Genomic DNA, 14,864 nt, shown 5'->3' with positions numbered 1-14,864 from the left:
CTCGCCGCCTGTAAGCTAAGCAATTCCCCGCCCCTTGTCAGGAGCCGCCCGCAATGTTCCTCAAAGACCGCACCGCGCTCGTCACCGGCTCCACCTCCGGCATCGGCCTCGCCTATGCCCGCGCACTCGCCGCGGAGGGCGCCAATGTCGTGATCAATGGCTTCGGCGATGCCGCCGCGATCGAGAAGGAACGGGCCGGCATCGAGACCGAGTTCAAGGTCAAGGCGCGCTACTCCGCAGCCAATATGATGAAGCCCGACGAAATCGCGGCGATGGTCGCCGAGGCCGAGAAGGAGTTCGGCGCCATCGATATCCTCGTCAACAATGCCGGCATCCAGCATGTCGCCCCGGTCGACGAGTTCCCGCTCGAGAAATGGGACCAGATCATCGCGATCAACCTGTCCTCGGCCTTCCACGCCACCCGCGCCGCCTTGCCGAAGATGAAGGAGAAGGGCTGGGGCCGGATCATCAACACAGCCTCGGCCCACGCCTTCGTCGCCTCGCCCTTCAAATCGGCCTATGTCGCCGCCAAGCACGGCATCGCCGGCTTCACCAAGACGGTGGCGCTCGAGGTCGCGACCAGGGGCATCACCGTCAACGCCATCGCCCCCGGCTATGTCTGGACGCCGCTGGTCGAGAAGCAGATCCCCGACACGATGAAGGCGCGGGGCCTCACCAAGGAGCAGGTCATCAACGATGTGCTCCTGACCGCCCAGCCGACCAAGCAGTTCGTCACCGTCGAGCAGGTCGCGGCGCTCGCCGTCTTCCTCTGCACCGACGCGGCGAAGTCGATCACCGGCACGACCCTGCCGATGGACGGCGGCTGGACCGCCGCGTGACCGGCCGCCGCCAGCGCCGCGTCCCCCAGGTCAAGGGCCTCGCCGGGCCGAAGGCGGAGAAGTCGGTCAACCTCGCCCTGCAGGGTGGCGGCGCCCATGGCGCCTTCACCTGGGGCGTGCTCGACGCGATCCTCGCCGATGGAAGGATCGCCATCGAGGCGATGACCGGCGCCAGCGCCGGGGCGATGAACGCCGTCGTGCTCGCCGAGGGCTGGCTTGATGGCGGCGCCGACGGCGCCCGCACGGCGCTGGAGAATTTCTGGCGCCGGATCAGCGTCGACGGCAAATATGGCGGCTCCGAGCGCTCGCTGCTCGACACCATGCTCGGCGCCTGGAGCAATGGCCACCCGCCCGGCCTGATCTGGTTCGAGATGTTCTCGAAGATGGCGAGCCCCTATGACGTCAACCCGCTCAACATCAACCCGCTGCGCGGCGTCATTGCGGACCTGATCGACTTCGACAAGGTGCGCGGCTGCGCCGACGTCAACCTGTTCATCGCCGCGACCAATGTCCGCACCGGCAAGATCAGGGTCTTCACCCGCCAGGAACTCACCGCCGACCATCTGATGGCCTCGGCCTGCCTGCCGATGCTGTTCCAGGCCGTCGAGATCGACGGACAGGCCTATTGGGACGGCGGCTATATGGGCAATCCGGCGCTCTACCCCCTGTTCTACGAGGCGCAGGGTGACGACATCCTGCTGGTCCAGATCAACCCGCTCGAGCGCAAGGAGCTGCCGACCAATGCCCGCGCCATCCAGGACCGGCTGAACGAGATTACCTTCAACGCCTCGCTCCTGCGCGAACTGCGCGCCATCGCCTTCGTCAACCGCCTGATCGATGCCGGCAAGCTTTCAACGGCCGATTACAAGCGCGTTCTGATGCACCGGATCGATGGCGGCGCGCCTCTGGCCCAGCTCACCAGCTCCTCGCGCCTCAGGGCCGAATGGGATTTCCTGCTGCGCCTGCGCGATATGGGGCGCAATGCCGCCAAGCGCTGGCTCAAGCGCAATTACGACGCGATCGGCAAGCAGGGCACGGTCGATCTCAAGGACGCGATCGACTGAGAGCGAACGGCAGCGCCGTCACGGTGCGCCCGCCAGCCGCCACACCGAGCTCTTCTTGATCTCGGCATCCTCCAGCGCACGCGTCACCGGAACCTGATAGGTCGCGACCTCGACGAGCCGGTCCTTGGGCAGGTAGCTGCGGCCGGGATCACCGATCAGCACGGTCGCGCCGCGTTTCGACAGGGCTGAAAGCCAGTCGATCACCTGCCCCGCGAGCTCGCGCTCATAGCAGATGTCGCCGGCGAGCACGGTTTCCCAGCCCTCGTCCCGGCCGATCAGATCCTCGTGCCGGGGCGTGACCGAAACGCCGTTCGCCTCGGCATTGAGGCCGATCGCCGCGGCGGCGAAGGCGTCGATATCGGCTGCCGCCACATCGGCTGCGCCGGCCTTGGCCGCAGCAATGGCGACGAGCCCGGAGCCACTGGCGAAATCGAGCACGCGCCGCCCGCTCACCACCTCCGGATGGTCGAGGACATAGCGCGCCAGCGCCTGCCCGCCGGCCCAGGCGAAGGCCCAGAAGGGCGGCGGCAGGCCGATCGTCGCCAGCTCCTCCTCGGTTTTCTGCCAGAGCTCGGTCGCTTCCTCGGCGACATGCAGCGAGATCTCCGGCGCGTGCGGCACCGGCAGGAGACGTGTATGGGCGCGGATGAAGCCGAGCCGATCCTCCGTCGCGAGTTCCTCGCTCATGCGACGACATCCGCCTGCGGTTGCCCGAGCAGGCCGCGATAGAGCGCCTTCACCCCCTCCATCACGTCGCGCTCGGTATAGCCGGCGAGCAGCCGTTCACGCGCGCTCAGCCCCATGCGCTCGACCATGCCGGGCGAGCCGGCGAGCGCGAGCAGCGCCTTGGTCAGGGCCGCGACATCATTGGCCGGGACGACGAAACCGTCCTGGCCGTCGCGCACGAAGCTGCGGCAGCCTGGCACGTCGGTGGTCAAGAGCGCCCGGCCGCAGGCGGCGCCTTCGAGCAAGGTGCGCGGCAGGCCCTCGCCGCCGCGCGAAGGCAGGCAGCAGACATGGTGGGCGCGCCAGACACCCTCGATATCGCGCGTCGGCCCGGCCCATTTGATGCCGGGGCGCGACGACCATTCGCGCAAGGTCGCTTCCGGCACCGCCTTGGGGTTGGACGGGTCGGGCGCACCGTGCAGGGTGAGTTCGATCCGCGCACCCTGCTTGCGCGCCAGCGTCACCGCCTCGACGGCGAGGTCGGCGCCCTTCGACCAGAGCATGCGCGCGACGACGGCGACCTTGAGCGGCGGCTGCGGCAGCATCGGCTCCGGCATCAGGATCAGCGGGTCGACGCCGGCACCGCCGACGATCGCGACCTTCGTCGCATCGGCGGGATCGAGGCCCAGCATGACCGGATCATCCGGGTTCTCGAACAGGAAGCGCACCTGCGGCCCGTCGATCGCCTCGCGCAACCAGAAGCGTGCCGCCAGCCGGGCCGCCTGCGCCACCGCGCCCTCGCGGGCGCCGAGGAAGCCGAGCCCGGTCAGCGCATAGACCCGCCGCTCGACCCCGGCGATCTTCCCGGCAAACCCGGCGAGCGCAATCGGCTTCAGCGCGATGCAGTGCAGGATGTCCGGCTGCTCGGCGGCGATCAGGTGCTTCAGCGCCATGACCTGCCGATAGAGCGCCTTGGGCGACAGGCTGCGGCGTTCAGCCTCGAGCGCGATCAGCCTGGCGCCGGCCGCCTCGATCACGCGCCGGTGCTGGCGTTCGCGGGCGATCACCGCGACGTCGAAGCCCATCTCGCCCGCAGCCCGCGCCATAGGCAGGAAATGCGAGGCGAAGAACCAGTCCTCGGTGGCGACGAAAAGAAGCTTGCGGCGAGCCATGCGCGCATCAGGCCGATGCCGCCCCGAAAATCAAGCACCAAGGATAGTCCCGGACAGGACTGCCATGCCTTGCGGTTGCTGGACGCGAGGTTCCATGCTTGCGACAAAGGTCCGAAAGCTCACCGCAGAACGAGACCAGCAATGGACAACCGCAACGATCTCTGGCGCCATGTCGACGCCAGCAAGCAGCGCTTCATCGAACTCAGCGATCGCGTCTGGGCGATCCCCGAGGTCTGCTACACCGAAAAGCGCTCCGTCGCCGAGCATGTCGCCGAACTGAAGCATCAGGGTTTCCGCATCACCGAGAACGTCGCCGACATCCCGACCGCGGTGATCGGCGAAGCCGGCGAAGGCGGCCCGGTCATCGCCTTCCTCGGCGAGTACGATGCGCTGCCGGGCCTCAGCCAGGAGGCCGGCGTCGCCGAGCATCGCGAGATCGAGGCCGGCGGCCATGGCCATGGCTGCGGCCACAACCTGCTCGGCTCGGCCGCCCTTTTGGCCGCGACCGCGATGAAGAACTGGCTCGCCGAGAACAAGCTGCCCGGCCGCGTGCGCTATTATGGCTGCCCGGCCGAGGAAGGCGGCGCCGCCAAGGCCTTCATGGTCCGCGCCGGCGCCTTCGAGGACGCCGATATCGCGATCTCCTGGCATCCGAACAGCTTCTGGGAGGTGACGCCGCCGCTCTCGCTCGCCAATACCCGCGCCGACTTCACCTTCACCGGCCGCACCTCGCATGCCGCCGCCTCGCCCGAACTCGGCCGTAGCGCGCTCGACGCCGTCGAGCTGATGAATGTCGGCGTCAACTATATGCGCGAGCACATGCCGAGCGATGCGCGTGTCCACTATGCCCTGCTCGACACCGGCGGCATCGCGCCGAACGTCGTCCAGGCCCATGCCCGCGTGCGCTATTCGATCCGTGCCCGCGATCTGCCGGGCATGCTTGAGCTCGTCGGCCGCGTCAAGAAAATCGCCGAGGGCGCCGCGTTGATGACCGAGACCAAGGTCGAGGTGAAGATCGTCAGCGCCGTCTCCAACGTCGTCGGCAACGGCCCGCTGGAAAGCGCCCTTCAGGGCATCATGGAGGATCTCGGCCCGCCGCATTTCGACGAGGCCGACCAGGAGTTCGCGCGCAAGATCCGCGCGACGCTGACCCAGAAGGACATCGACGCGCTCTGGCGCTCGATCGGCCTGCCCAAGACCGACGCGGCGCTCGCCGACTTCACCGTGCCGCTCGACGCCCCGCGCAACCCGGCGATCGGCTCGACCGATGTCGGCGATGTCAGCTGGGTCGTGCCGACCGTTCAGGCGCATGCGCCGACGGTCGCGATCGGCACGCCCTTCCACACCTGGCAGGTGGTGGCGCAGGGCAAGACCCCGGCCGCTCACAAGGCGATGGTCCAGGTCGCCAAGGCGATGGCCGCGACCGGCGCCGCCGTGCTGACCGACCCCGCTTTGATGGCGGCGGCCAAGGCCGATTTCCAGAAGCGCGTCGCCGCCGATGGCGGCTATGTCTCGCCGATTCCAGCCGAGGTGAAGCCGCCGCTGACCATGTCGACCGGCGGCTGATTCCGCGCGGAACCTCCACCGTCATTCCGGGGCGGGCCGAAGGCCTGAGCCCGGAATGACGGCGCGGCTCGTTTCCAGCGCCACAAGCACGAAAAAGGCCCGCCATTCTGGCGGGCCTTGAAGTTTGGCCGGGGAGGACGGCCTCGGGAAAGCTCAGTAATAGGTGCGGCAGACGCGACGGGTACCGATGACGTCGCCGTAATAGTTGACCCGATCGACCAGATGGCAGCGGCGGACGGGGCCGTAGGCATAGGCCGGCTCATAACCGTAACCGTAGCCATAGGCGGGGCTGGCGGCCGCGGCGGCGAGGGCGCCGACGGCCAGCGCACCGACGATGCCGGCACCGATGGCGGCGCCGCGATAGCGCGGACGGGCTTCGGCATCGGAGGTGGCGAAAACGGAAGCGCCCAGCGCCAGGGCGGCGACGGCGGCGGCGAAGCTCTTCTTGGTGCGGGTCATGTTCGTTCTCCGATTGAGTAGCCGGGTGGCGAACCATTCGCCATGATCAGGCCTTGTTCGCCCCAGAACCTGAATCGCCGGACACTCAAAAAAGAATCGAAGACCGCCCTTTTCCGAGTTCGCGACGACAGTCGGCGGCCCGCTCTCACGAGACTTGCTTTCCGCCTTCTCCGGCGTTTGATGCAGGCAGCATCGCCGAAGAAGGGCCTGCCGATGAGGACGATCGCATTCGGGCTCTGCCTGGCCCTGTTCGGCACCGCCGCGGCCGCCGAGCGCTGGACCAGCAGCTACACCAGCCATGACTACGGCAAATGCCGGAAGGCCCGTCCCGACGATCAGGGTGTCTCGGTGCATCGCTGCGCCGGCAAGGCCGGCACTCCGGTGATCTGGACCGCCGGCGATGATTCCTCCTCGGTCGATTTCAGCACGCGGCCGATCGCCGAGACCGTCTCGGACAAGGCGGGCTTCTTCGAAGCCGGCCGGACCATCGAATGGCGCGGGCCCAGGGGCAGCCGGCCACAAGCCGCGATCCTGCGCTACGCCACCGGCCGAAATGTCGGCAGGCTCGATGGCAGCCGCCTCGTCGTCTACCGGCTCAGCCCGGACGGCGTCTCATGCGTCATCGGCAGTGTCGATGGCCGCAGCCACGACGCCAATGCGCAGGCACGCCGCCTCGCCGACGAGAAGGCGACAGGCTTCCGCTGCGGCCAGGATAGCCGCAGCGAGCGCTGACCCTCAGCCATAGAGGTATTTCGGCAGCCAGAGCGCAATACCCGGGAAGACATAGACCAGCAGCATCGCCACCAGCACCAGGGCCAGATAGGGCATCACACCCGAAAAGATCTGGTTGATCGTGACATGCGGTGGCGCGATGCCCTTGAGATAGAAGGGCGCCATCGCTACCGGCGGCGACAGGAACGAGGTCTGGATGTTCAAGGCGATCAGGATGCCGAAGAACAGCGGATCGATCTTGAAGAACTCCAGCAGCGGCAGGAAGATCGGCACGAAGATCACGATGATCTCGGTCCATTCCAGCGGCCAGCCGAGAATGAAGATGATGATCTGCGCGACGATCAGGAACATGGTCGGCGACAGGTTGAGCGCCGTGACCAGGTTCTTGATCGGCTCGTGACCGCCGAGAATGGCGAAGATCGACGAGAAGATGAAGGAGCCGACGAAGAGCCAGCAGACCATCGCCGAGGTCCGCGCCGTCAGGATCACCGAATCCTTGACCTTGCCGAAGCTCAGCGAGCGATAGGCGGCGGCGAGGATCAGGCTGCCGAGCGAGCCCACCGCCGCGGCCTCGGTCGGCGTCGCGATGCCGAAGAAGATCGCGCCGAGCACCGACATGATCAGCAATGTCAGCGGGAAGAAGCTCGTCGCCAGCGCCCAGACCACGGTGGTCCAGGGCACGTCGGTCTGCTCCTTCGGCAGCTTCGGCGCCAGTGCCGGGTTGAGCCAGCAGCGGATCAGCACATAGAGCATGTACATGCCGGCCAGCAGCAGGCCGGGGAACAGAGCGCCGGCATAGAGCTTGGGCACCGAGACGCCGGCCGTCGCGCCATAGAGGATCAGCATCACAGAGGGCGGGATCAGGATACCGAGGCAGCCGCCGGCACAGACCACGCCGGCCGAGAGCTTGACGTCGTAGCCGGCCCGCAACATCGCCGGGAAGGCCAGCAGGCCCATCAGCGTCACCACCGCGCCGACGATACCGGTGGCGGTGGCGAAGATCGCGCAGGTGGCGAGCGTCGCGATGGCGAGCGAGCCGGGGACGTTGCCGAGCGCGAGCTGGATCGAGTGGAACAGCTTGTCGAGGATGTTCGCCCGCTCGATGATGTAGCCCATGAAGATGAAGAGCGGGATCGAGACCAGGACGTCGTTGGCCATCACCGAATAGGTGCGCTGGACGACGAGGTTGAAGACCGTGTCGCCCATCGCCCAGTAGCCGAAGCCGACACCCAGCGCCATCAGCGTGAAGGCGATCGGGAAACCGAGCATGATGAAGACGATGAACAGGACGAGCATCAGCACGCCCAGTTCGGGATTACCCATGCCAAGCAGCATCAGATCGCTTTCCCGGCGTCGGGCGCGTCCTGCGCGGCCGCGGCCTGTTCCAGAATGAGCTTTTCGGTTTCCTCGACATCGTGCAGCCGCGGCGGCCATTCGCCGGTGCGCAGGCAGATGACGCAGCGCGCGACCTCGGCCAGGCCCTGCACCGTCATCAGCACGCCGGCGATCGGGATCAGCGATTTGAAATGGTAGAGCGGCGGGCCGTTCGGCGAATTCGAGGAATGCTCGCCGATCATCCAGGAGAAGGCCGCGAATTTGTATCCGGCCCAGGCCAGCGCGATGATGCCGGGGAAGAAGAAGAGGACATAGAGGGCCAGATCGAGCCGCGCTTGCGTGCGCGGGCTCCAGGCCCGGTAGAGGAAATCGCCGCGGACATGGGCGTTGCGGGCGAGCGCATAGGGCCCGGCCAGCATGAACAAGGTGCCGTAGAGGATGTAGCTGACATCGAAGGCCCATTCGGTCGGCGCGCGCAGAACGTAGCGGGCGAAGACCTCATAGCTGATCGCCAATGTCAGGATCAGGATGGTCCAGCCGGCGAGCTTGCCGATGGCTGTGTTCACTTTGTCGATCGCCAGGATCAGTCCCATGCGTATCCGCTGCCTGCTGCTTGCAAAACCGGCACAGGACACCCGCCACCGCGAAGGGCGGCGGGTGTCTTCTCATCGCGTCATCACGCGAACGGGGTCAGGTCTTGAAGAAGTGGTTGAAGGCGAGGTCGCGCGACGGCTCGTTGAGCCGCTGATAGGAGACCGTGCGCTTGACCCAGTCCTTCTGGGAATCCACCACCTTCTTGAAGAAGGCGTTCTCGCCCCCGAGCTTGTCGAGTACCTTGTCCCAGGCCGCGAGCTGCGCCTTCAGGATCGCCTCCGGCGTCGCAACGACATTGACGCCCTTGGCGCGCAAGGCCTCGATATCCTTGGAATAGCGGTCGAGCGCCTTCCAGTTCATATCGGAGGAGGCGGCCTCGGCCGCGAACTTGACCATCGCCTTCAGCTCGGGCGCGAGCGCATCGAACTTGGTCTTGTTGAAGAGCAGCTCGAAGCTCTCCGCCGCCTGATGGTAGCTCTGCAGCATGTAGACCTTGGCGACGTCCTGGAAGCCGAGGATCGAGTCGGAGGACGGGTTGTTGAACTCCGCCCCGTCGATCACGCCACGCTCCAGCGCCGGCACGATCTCGCCGCCGGCGAGGATGGTGACCGCGGCCCCCATTTCGCGCTTCAGATCGGCCGCGAGCCCGACGGTGCGGTACTTGAGCCCCTTGAAATCGTCGGCGGTCTTCAGCTCCTTCTTGAACCAGCCCAGCGGCTGACACGGCATCGGCCCCGAGAAGAAACCGACCAGATTGAGCTTGAGCTGGTTCTGCACGAGGTCGTTGTAGAGATCGTAGCCGCCGCCATAATTCATCCAGCCGAGGAAGTTGGTGGCGTCCCAGCCCAGCGCCGGCGGCGTGCCGAACAGCGAAAAGGCCTTGTTCTTGCCGTACCAATAGGCCGAGACGCCGTGGCCGCCATCGAGGATGCCAGCGGCGACCGCGTCCTGCATCTGGAAGGCCGGCACGACCGCACCGGCGGCGAGCACGTCGAGCTTCAGCCGGCCGCCGGACATGTCGTTGACGCGCTTGGCGAAGTCGCCGGCGAATTCGTGGAAGATGTCCTTGGTCGGCCAGGTCGACTGGAATTTCCAGGTGACCGTCTGCGCCCGGCTGACCTGGGGCATGGCGACCGCGCCTGCCCCGGCAAGCCCGGCGACCTTGAGGAAGTTGCGCCGGCTGGCGCGCGTCTTCGTCGGTTCGGAAGTCATGGTTCTCTCCCCAGAAGCTGCGCCGTTCGACCGGCGTGCATTTGATTGCGGCTCTGATGGCCTGAGACCAGAGTTTCGTGGTCTAGAGCGTAAGGCAAGGGGAAATTAGTCGAAGGACTAAAGCCGCCGGGGAATGAGTGCTGTTCCCAGGCGGAAACAAAACACCTCGGGCGCATATTTTACTGCAGGGCGCACTCAAGATGACGCAAAGAAAGCATTCAGGTCGTCGTCATGTAAAAAACCCGCCGGGCATGGCCGGGCGGGTTTTCGTCAAGAAACTCTGGAGTTCTCGCCGCCTCTGCGGCGACAGTGCGAGACTCAGCGACGGCCTTTGCCGGCGACGCGCATTTCCATGTACTGGACGGCCTCGAGCAGGACGCGGCGCGGACGCTCCGCATCGCGCTTGGCCTGCTCGGCCTTGCGGATCGCCTCGCGCTCGGCCTCGGCGATGCGCTCGGCCTCCTCGCGGGCAGCCCGCTCGATCGCCGCCAGGCGCTCCAGCTCCAGGCGCTCGGCCTCCTTCTTGGCCTCGCGCTCGGCCCGCGCCACCGCGATCGCCTCGCGCTCGGCCCGACGCTGCACCATCACGGGATCGTCCGGGCCGGGTCGCGCCTTGAAGCGCTCCAGCAGGGCCTTCTTCGCATTCGCGGAATTGGCCTGGCGATCAGTGAAATGGCGGTCGTTCGGATTCTTCAAGGTTTCGCTTCTCTTTGCTTACACGGGGCGAGGCTGCCGTAGGCGGGAGCCGCTTACGGCAAATCGCGGGAGATTTGTACTGAGATCAACGCGGGGCGGCTGCGACGCCAGGGCGGGGCCGCGGCACCTTCGGCTTCGGCGCGGCGATCAGGCCTTCGCGCTGAGCCTGCTTGCGGGCGAGCTTGCGAGCGCGACGAACGGCGTCGGCCTTCTCGCGGACGCGCTGCTCCGACGGCTTCTCATAGGCGGCCCGGCGCTTCATCTCGCGAAACACGCCCTCGCGCTGCATCTTCTTCTTCAGAACTCGGAGGGCCTGGTCGACATTGTTGTCGCGCACGAGAACCTGCATGCATTGCTCCTGACAAGAGACTGGATTGGAGGGGCCAAGCAGTCGGCAGGCCCGCGATCTGCGCGGTGCGGTAGCAGACTAAGACCGCAAACGCCAGTCCATCCTTCACTGGAAGTGGCAATTAGCCGCCTTTTTTGCAAGCTTCGCCCCGGAAGGAGCTCAGCGGAGGCGCCACGACCCGCCGGATCGGCGTCGCCGGCACCGGGTAACGCAGCGTCCGCGACACACGGACGCCTCGAGGGCGAAGCCCTTGTTCGCGCTGGATTACTCCGCCCGGACCCGGCTGCCCGGCCAGCCCGCCCCGCCCTCCGGCGGACCCGGTTGCGGCATGGTGACCGGGTCTGCTTGCGCGATGTCGGAGCAATACCCGCCATGCGCTCGGCGCGGCGCAGCCTCCCGCAAACACCGGTCGCTAGCGCCGCCGCAGACGTCGTAGCGCTTTACAACCGCCGCGATTTCGCCAAGACGGAACCCGTTGGTACTCGTCCCTTCCCGTCCCGCCCGCCCCGGTCCACCCGCGTGAGCACTCCCGCCCTCCACCAGTTCCGCCGCATCGTCGTCAAGGTCGGCTCCTCACTGCTCGTCGATCGCGCCGGTGGCCGCCTGCGCCATGCCTGGCTCGCGGCGCTCGCCGAGGACCTCGCCGAGTTGCATGCGAGCGGCACCGATGTCCTGGTCGTCTCCTCGGGCGCGATCGCACTCGGCCGGACCGTACTCAAGCTGCCGGCCGGCGCGCTCAAGCTCGAGGAGAGCCAGGCCGCAGCCGCGATCGGCCAGATCGCGCTGGCGCGCAACTGGGCCGAATCGCTTGGCCATCACGGCCTCGTCGCCGGCCAGGTCCTGCTCACCCTCGCCGATACCGAGGAGCGCCGCCGCTATCTCAACGCCCGCGCCACGCTCGGCCGCCTGCTCGACCTGCGTGCCGTGCCGGTGATCAACGAGAACGACACCGTCGCCACCTCCGAGATCCGCTATGGCGACAATGACCGGCTGGCAGCGCGGGTGGCGACCATGGCCGGCGCCGACCTACTCGTGTTGTTTTCCGATATCGACGGGCTCTACACAGCCCCACCACAGTCCAACCCCGACGCGCAGCTCATCCCGGTGGTGCCGACGATCACGCCCGCGATCGAGGCGATGGCCGGCGGCGCCGCCTCCGAACTCTCGCGCGGCGGCATGCGCACCAAGATCGAGGCCGGCAAGATCGCCACCGCCGGCGGCGCCCATATGCTGATCGCCGACGGGCGCGGCAAGAACCCGCTCCGCCAGGTCGCGCAGGGCGGCCGCTGCACCTGGTTTCTCAGCGGCTCGACACCGGCGACGGCGCGCAAGACCTGGATCGCCGGGACGCTCGAGCCGCGCGGCGCGCTGCATGTCGACGAAGGTGCTGCCCGGGCCTTGCGCGGCGGCGCCAGCCTGCTGCCGGTCGGCGTCACCCGCGTCGAAGGCAATTTCAGCCGTGGCGACGCTGTGCTGATCCGCGCCGGCGACGGCAGCGAGCTCGGCCGCGGCCTCGTCGCCTATGATGCGGACGAGGCCGGGCGCGTCCTCGGCAAGGCCTCCCGCGATATCGCCGCGGTGCTCGGCTATCCCGGACGGGCCGAGATGATTCACCGGGACGACATGGCGCTGCGCCTCGGCTACGATCGCGCCGACTGAGTGGGCACCGGATCATGACCAGCAACAGCGCCACGCGCCAGCCCGAGGCGAGCAATGAAGACGGCGAGGTCGTGGCTCTGATGCGTGAGCTCGGCAAGCGAGCGCGGGCTGCCGCGAGACAGCTCGCCTCGGCTCCGGGTTCCCGGCGCGACGATGCCCTGCGCGCCATCGCCACGGCGCTGCACGCGCGCTCGGCCGCAATCCTCGCCGCCAACCGGCAGGATCTCGACGAGGCCCGCGCCGCTGGCCAGAACGCGGCCTATCTCGACCGGCTCGCGCTCGACGAAGACCGCCTCGCCGCGGTCGCCGAGGCCGTAGCCGGCATCGCCGCCCTGCCCGACCCGGTCGGCCGCGTGCTGGCGAGCTGGACGCAGCCGAACGGCCTGTTCTTCGAGCGTGTCGCGACGCCGCTTGGCGTCGTCGCCGTGATTTTCGAAAGCCGCCCCAATGTCACCGCCGATGCCGGCGCGCTGTGCCTGAAGAGTGGCAATGTCGCGATCCTGCGAGCCGGCTCCGACAGCTTCCGGACCTCGAGTGAAATCGCCGCTGCGATGCAGGATGGCCTTGCCGCCGCCGGCCTGCCGCGCGATGCGATCCAGCTCGTGCCCAGCCGTGACCGCGCCGCCGTCGGCGAGATCCTCGCCGGGCTCGACGGCAATGTCGACGTCGTCGTGCCGCGCGGCGGCAAGAGCCTGGTCGCGCGCGTGCAGTCCGATGCGCGCGTGCCGGTCTTCGCCCATCTCGACGGTAACTGCCACCTCTATGTCCATGGCGCGGCCGATCTGCCGATGGCGGAGGAGATCCTGCTCAACGCCAAGCTGCGCCGCACTGGCGTTTGCGGCGCGGCGGAGACCCTGCTCGTCGACGAGGCCTGCGCCACCACGCATCTGAAGCCCTTGCTCTCCGACCTGCTCGACGCCGGCTGTGCGGTGCGCGGCGATGCGGCCTGCCAGGCCGCCGATCCGCGCGTTACCCCGGCGAGCGAGGAGGACTGGGGCACCGAATATCTCGACCGCATCATCGCGGCGAAGGTCGTCCCCGGCCTCGACGCCGCGATCGAGCATATCGAGCGCTACGGCTCCCACCACACCGATGCCATCGTCACCGGGGACGAGGGCGCGGCGCAGCGTTTCCTCGCCGAGGTCGATTCGGCGATCGTCCTTCACAATGCCTCGACCCAGTTCGCGGATGGCGGCGAATTCGGCTTCGGGGCCGAGATCGGCATCGCCACCGGGCGCATGCATGCGCGCGGTCCGGTCGGGGTCGAGCAGCTCTGCTCGTTCAAATACCGGGTGCACGGCCGGGGCCAGACCCGCCCGTGAGCACCGAGGACCTGCGCCTGCCGCCTTACGCGCCCGGCCTGCGCATCGGCCTGTTCGGCGGCTCCTTCAATCCGGCCCATGACGGGCACCGGATGGCGAGCCTGACGGCCCTGCGCCGGCTCCAGCTCGACCGCGTCTGGTGGCTGGTCAGCCCGGGAAACCCGCTGAAGGACAATCGCGCCCTGCCGCCTCTGGCGCAGCGCATCGCCTTCGCCCGCAACCTCGCCGACCATGGCCGCATCCACATCACCGGCATCGAGGCCGGCCTGCGCACCCGCTACACCGCCGATACGCTGCGCGCCCTGAAGCGGCGCTGCCCGGGCGTGCGCTTCGTCTGGATCATGGGTTCGGACAACCTCGCCAGCTTCCATCGCTGGAACGAATGGCGCGCCATCGCCCGGATGATGCCGATCGCTGTGATCGACCGGCCGGGAACGACCCATCGCTCGGTGTCCTCTCCGGCCGGAAACTGGCTGGCGCGCTGGCGCCTGCCCGAGAATCAGGGCGGCGCGCTCGCCGTCAGAACCCCGCCGGCCTGGATCTTCCTGCACGGCAGGCGCTCGGATCTGTCCTCGACGCAATTGCGCGAAAACGCCGAAAACAATTGAATTATGGGCGTTGCGCGCGTAGATTGGCCCAGTCGCGCCATGAGCGCGTCGTCATATGAGGACACGGCTCTGACCCGTCAAACCCTCGGCGAAACAGGCTCCGAGCCGCTTTCGCCGGCAATCGCAGTCGATCATCCGGCCGCTGCCGGCGTAACCCTCGCGCTCCAGGTCCTCGACGACATGAAGGCCGAGGACATCACGGTCATCGACCTCGTTGGAAAGACTTCCCTGGCCGACGCCATGATCATCGCATCGGGCACGGTCAACCGCCATGTCGCGGCAATTGCGGAAAGCCTCGTCGAGAAGCTCAAGCAGGCGGGCCATGCCACGCCGAAGGTCGAGGGCATGCCGGCCTGCGACTGGGTGCTGATCGACACCGGCGACATCATCATCCACATCTTCCGTCCGGAAGTGCGCCAGTTCTACAATCTCGAGAAGATGTGGGGCGCCGACCGGCCGCATGAGCGCTTGGTTGGCTAGAGCGGGATGCGAAAGAGTGGGAACCGGTCGTTCTGATGAAACCCGCTCCAGTTCCTCGGAAAGAGACGGCTGCAGCTTTCAGCTGGCGGGGCTTCGGGCTGCCGGCTGAAC

16 protein-coding genes are annotated in these 14,864 nt (G+C 67.5%); 8 read left to right on the top strand and 8 right to left on the bottom strand.

Annotation, left to right across the window (positions count from 1 at the left end):
• Positions 1-53: 53 nt before the first annotated feature.
• Together AC3RCC_RS04360 and AC3RCC_RS04355 are read left to right on the top strand one after the other, a co-directional pair.
• Positions 54-839, top strand: coding sequence for a 3-hydroxybutyrate dehydrogenase (locus tag AC3RCC_RS04360; protein ID WP_291638993.1), 786 nt, complete (start codon positions 54-56; stop codon positions 837-839).
• On the top strand, positions 836-1,903 hold the full coding sequence (locus AC3RCC_RS04355) for a patatin-like phospholipase family protein (protein ID WP_291638992.1): 1,068 nt from the start codon (positions 836-838) through the stop codon (positions 1,901-1,903). The genes AC3RCC_RS04360 and AC3RCC_RS04355 overlap by 4 nt, the downstream gene beginning before the upstream one ends.
• Before the next feature lie 18 nt (positions 1,904-1,921).
• Here the strand turns inward: AC3RCC_RS04355 and AC3RCC_RS04350 are convergent, their stop codons facing one another.
• Entirely contained in the window at positions 1,922-2,590 is a 669-nt protein-coding gene (locus tag AC3RCC_RS04350; RefSeq protein WP_492257707.1) for a class I SAM-dependent methyltransferase, read from the bottom strand.
• Positions 2,587-3,741, bottom strand: coding sequence for a glycosyltransferase family 4 protein (locus AC3RCC_RS04345; protein ID WP_492257706.1), 1,155 nt, complete (start codon positions 3,739-3,741; stop codon positions 2,587-2,589). Before AC3RCC_RS04345 ends, AC3RCC_RS04350 begins: the two co-directional genes overlap by 4 nt.
• A gap of 141 nt (positions 3,742-3,882) precedes the next feature.
• Here AC3RCC_RS04345 and AC3RCC_RS04340 point away from each other — a divergent pair, with 141 nt between their 5' ends.
• Positions 3,883-5,307 (top strand): M20 family metallopeptidase, encoded by a 1,425-nt coding sequence (locus AC3RCC_RS04340; protein ID WP_291648564.1) that lies wholly within the window; start codon positions 3,883-3,885, stop codon positions 5,305-5,307.
• A 153-nt stretch (positions 5,308-5,460) separates the two neighbouring features.
• Here the strand turns inward: AC3RCC_RS04340 and AC3RCC_RS04335 are convergent, their stop codons facing one another.
• The gene (locus AC3RCC_RS04335; protein WP_291638988.1) at positions 5,461-5,766 is read right to left on the bottom strand and encodes a hypothetical protein; all 306 of its coding nucleotides are present in this window, start codon (positions 5,764-5,766) and stop codon (positions 5,461-5,463) included.
• A gap of 213 nt (positions 5,767-5,979) precedes the next feature.
• On the opposite strand from AC3RCC_RS04335, the gene AC3RCC_RS04330 reads away from it, so the two are divergent.
• Positions 5,980-6,498, top strand: coding sequence for a hypothetical protein (locus AC3RCC_RS04330; RefSeq protein ID WP_492257705.1), 519 nt, complete (start codon positions 5,980-5,982; stop codon positions 6,496-6,498).
• Positions 6,499-6,501: 3 nt separating this feature from the next.
• Here the strand turns inward: AC3RCC_RS04330 and AC3RCC_RS04325 are convergent, their stop codons facing one another.
• The 5 genes from AC3RCC_RS04325 to rpsU form a co-directional block, all read right to left on the bottom strand.
• The gene (locus AC3RCC_RS04325; protein WP_291639015.1) at positions 6,502-7,821 is read right to left on the bottom strand and encodes a TRAP transporter large permease; all 1,320 of its coding nucleotides are present in this window, start codon (positions 7,819-7,821) and stop codon (positions 6,502-6,504) included.
• 11 nt (positions 7,822-7,832) lie between these two features.
• Positions 7,833-8,426 carry a TRAP transporter small permease subunit gene (locus AC3RCC_RS04320; RefSeq protein WP_291638986.1) on the bottom strand — a complete coding sequence of 198 codons (594 nt, stop codon included), beginning with the start codon at positions 8,424-8,426 and terminating at the stop codon, positions 7,833-7,835.
• A 97-nt stretch (positions 8,427-8,523) separates the two neighbouring features.
• Positions 8,524-9,639 carry a TRAP transporter substrate-binding protein gene (locus AC3RCC_RS04315; RefSeq protein ID WP_291638985.1) on the bottom strand — a complete coding sequence of 372 codons (1,116 nt, stop codon included), beginning with the start codon at positions 9,637-9,639 and terminating at the stop codon, positions 8,524-8,526.
• A gap of 318 nt (positions 9,640-9,957) precedes the next feature.
• On the bottom strand, positions 9,958-10,335 hold the full coding sequence (locus tag AC3RCC_RS04310) for a DUF6481 family protein (RefSeq protein WP_291638984.1): 378 nt from the start codon (positions 10,333-10,335) through the stop codon (positions 9,958-9,960).
• Between the two features lie 85 nt (positions 10,336-10,420).
• Positions 10,421-10,684 carry a 30S ribosomal protein S21 gene (gene rpsU, locus AC3RCC_RS04305; RefSeq protein ID WP_291638983.1) on the bottom strand — a complete coding sequence of 88 codons (264 nt, stop codon included), beginning with the start codon at positions 10,682-10,684 and terminating at the stop codon, positions 10,421-10,423.
• A 519-nt stretch (positions 10,685-11,203) separates the two neighbouring features.
• Here rpsU and proB point away from each other — a divergent pair.
• The 4 genes from proB to rsfS all read left to right on the top strand — a co-directional run bounded on the left by proB (position 11,204) and on the right by rsfS (position 14,753).
• Positions 11,204-12,343 carry a glutamate 5-kinase gene (gene proB / locus AC3RCC_RS04300; protein WP_492257704.1) on the top strand — a complete coding sequence of 380 codons (1,140 nt, stop codon included), beginning with the start codon at positions 11,204-11,206 and terminating at the stop codon, positions 12,341-12,343.
• Positions 12,344-12,423: 80 nt separating this feature from the next.
• The gene (locus AC3RCC_RS04295) at positions 12,424-13,665 is read left to right on the top strand and encodes a glutamate-5-semialdehyde dehydrogenase (protein ID WP_492258745.1); all 1,242 of its coding nucleotides are present in this window, start codon (positions 12,424-12,426) and stop codon (positions 13,663-13,665) included.
• Entirely contained in the window at positions 13,662-14,273 is a 612-nt protein-coding gene (locus AC3RCC_RS04290; protein WP_291638981.1) for a nicotinate-nucleotide adenylyltransferase, read from the top strand. The genes AC3RCC_RS04295 and AC3RCC_RS04290 overlap by 4 nt, the downstream gene beginning before the upstream one ends.
• 39 nt (positions 14,274-14,312) lie before the next feature.
• Positions 14,313-14,753: a ribosome silencing factor gene (gene rsfS / locus AC3RCC_RS04285; protein ID WP_291638980.1), complete on the top strand. Its 441-nt coding sequence runs from the start codon at positions 14,313-14,315 to the stop codon at positions 14,751-14,753.
• Positions 14,754-14,864: the final 111 nt, after the last annotated feature.

Source organism: Allobosea sp. GW823-FHT01F03 (assembly GCF_058798075.1).
The sequence above is the reverse complement of the archived record's forward strand: the minus strand, read 5'-3'. Positions and strand labels throughout refer to the sequence as shown.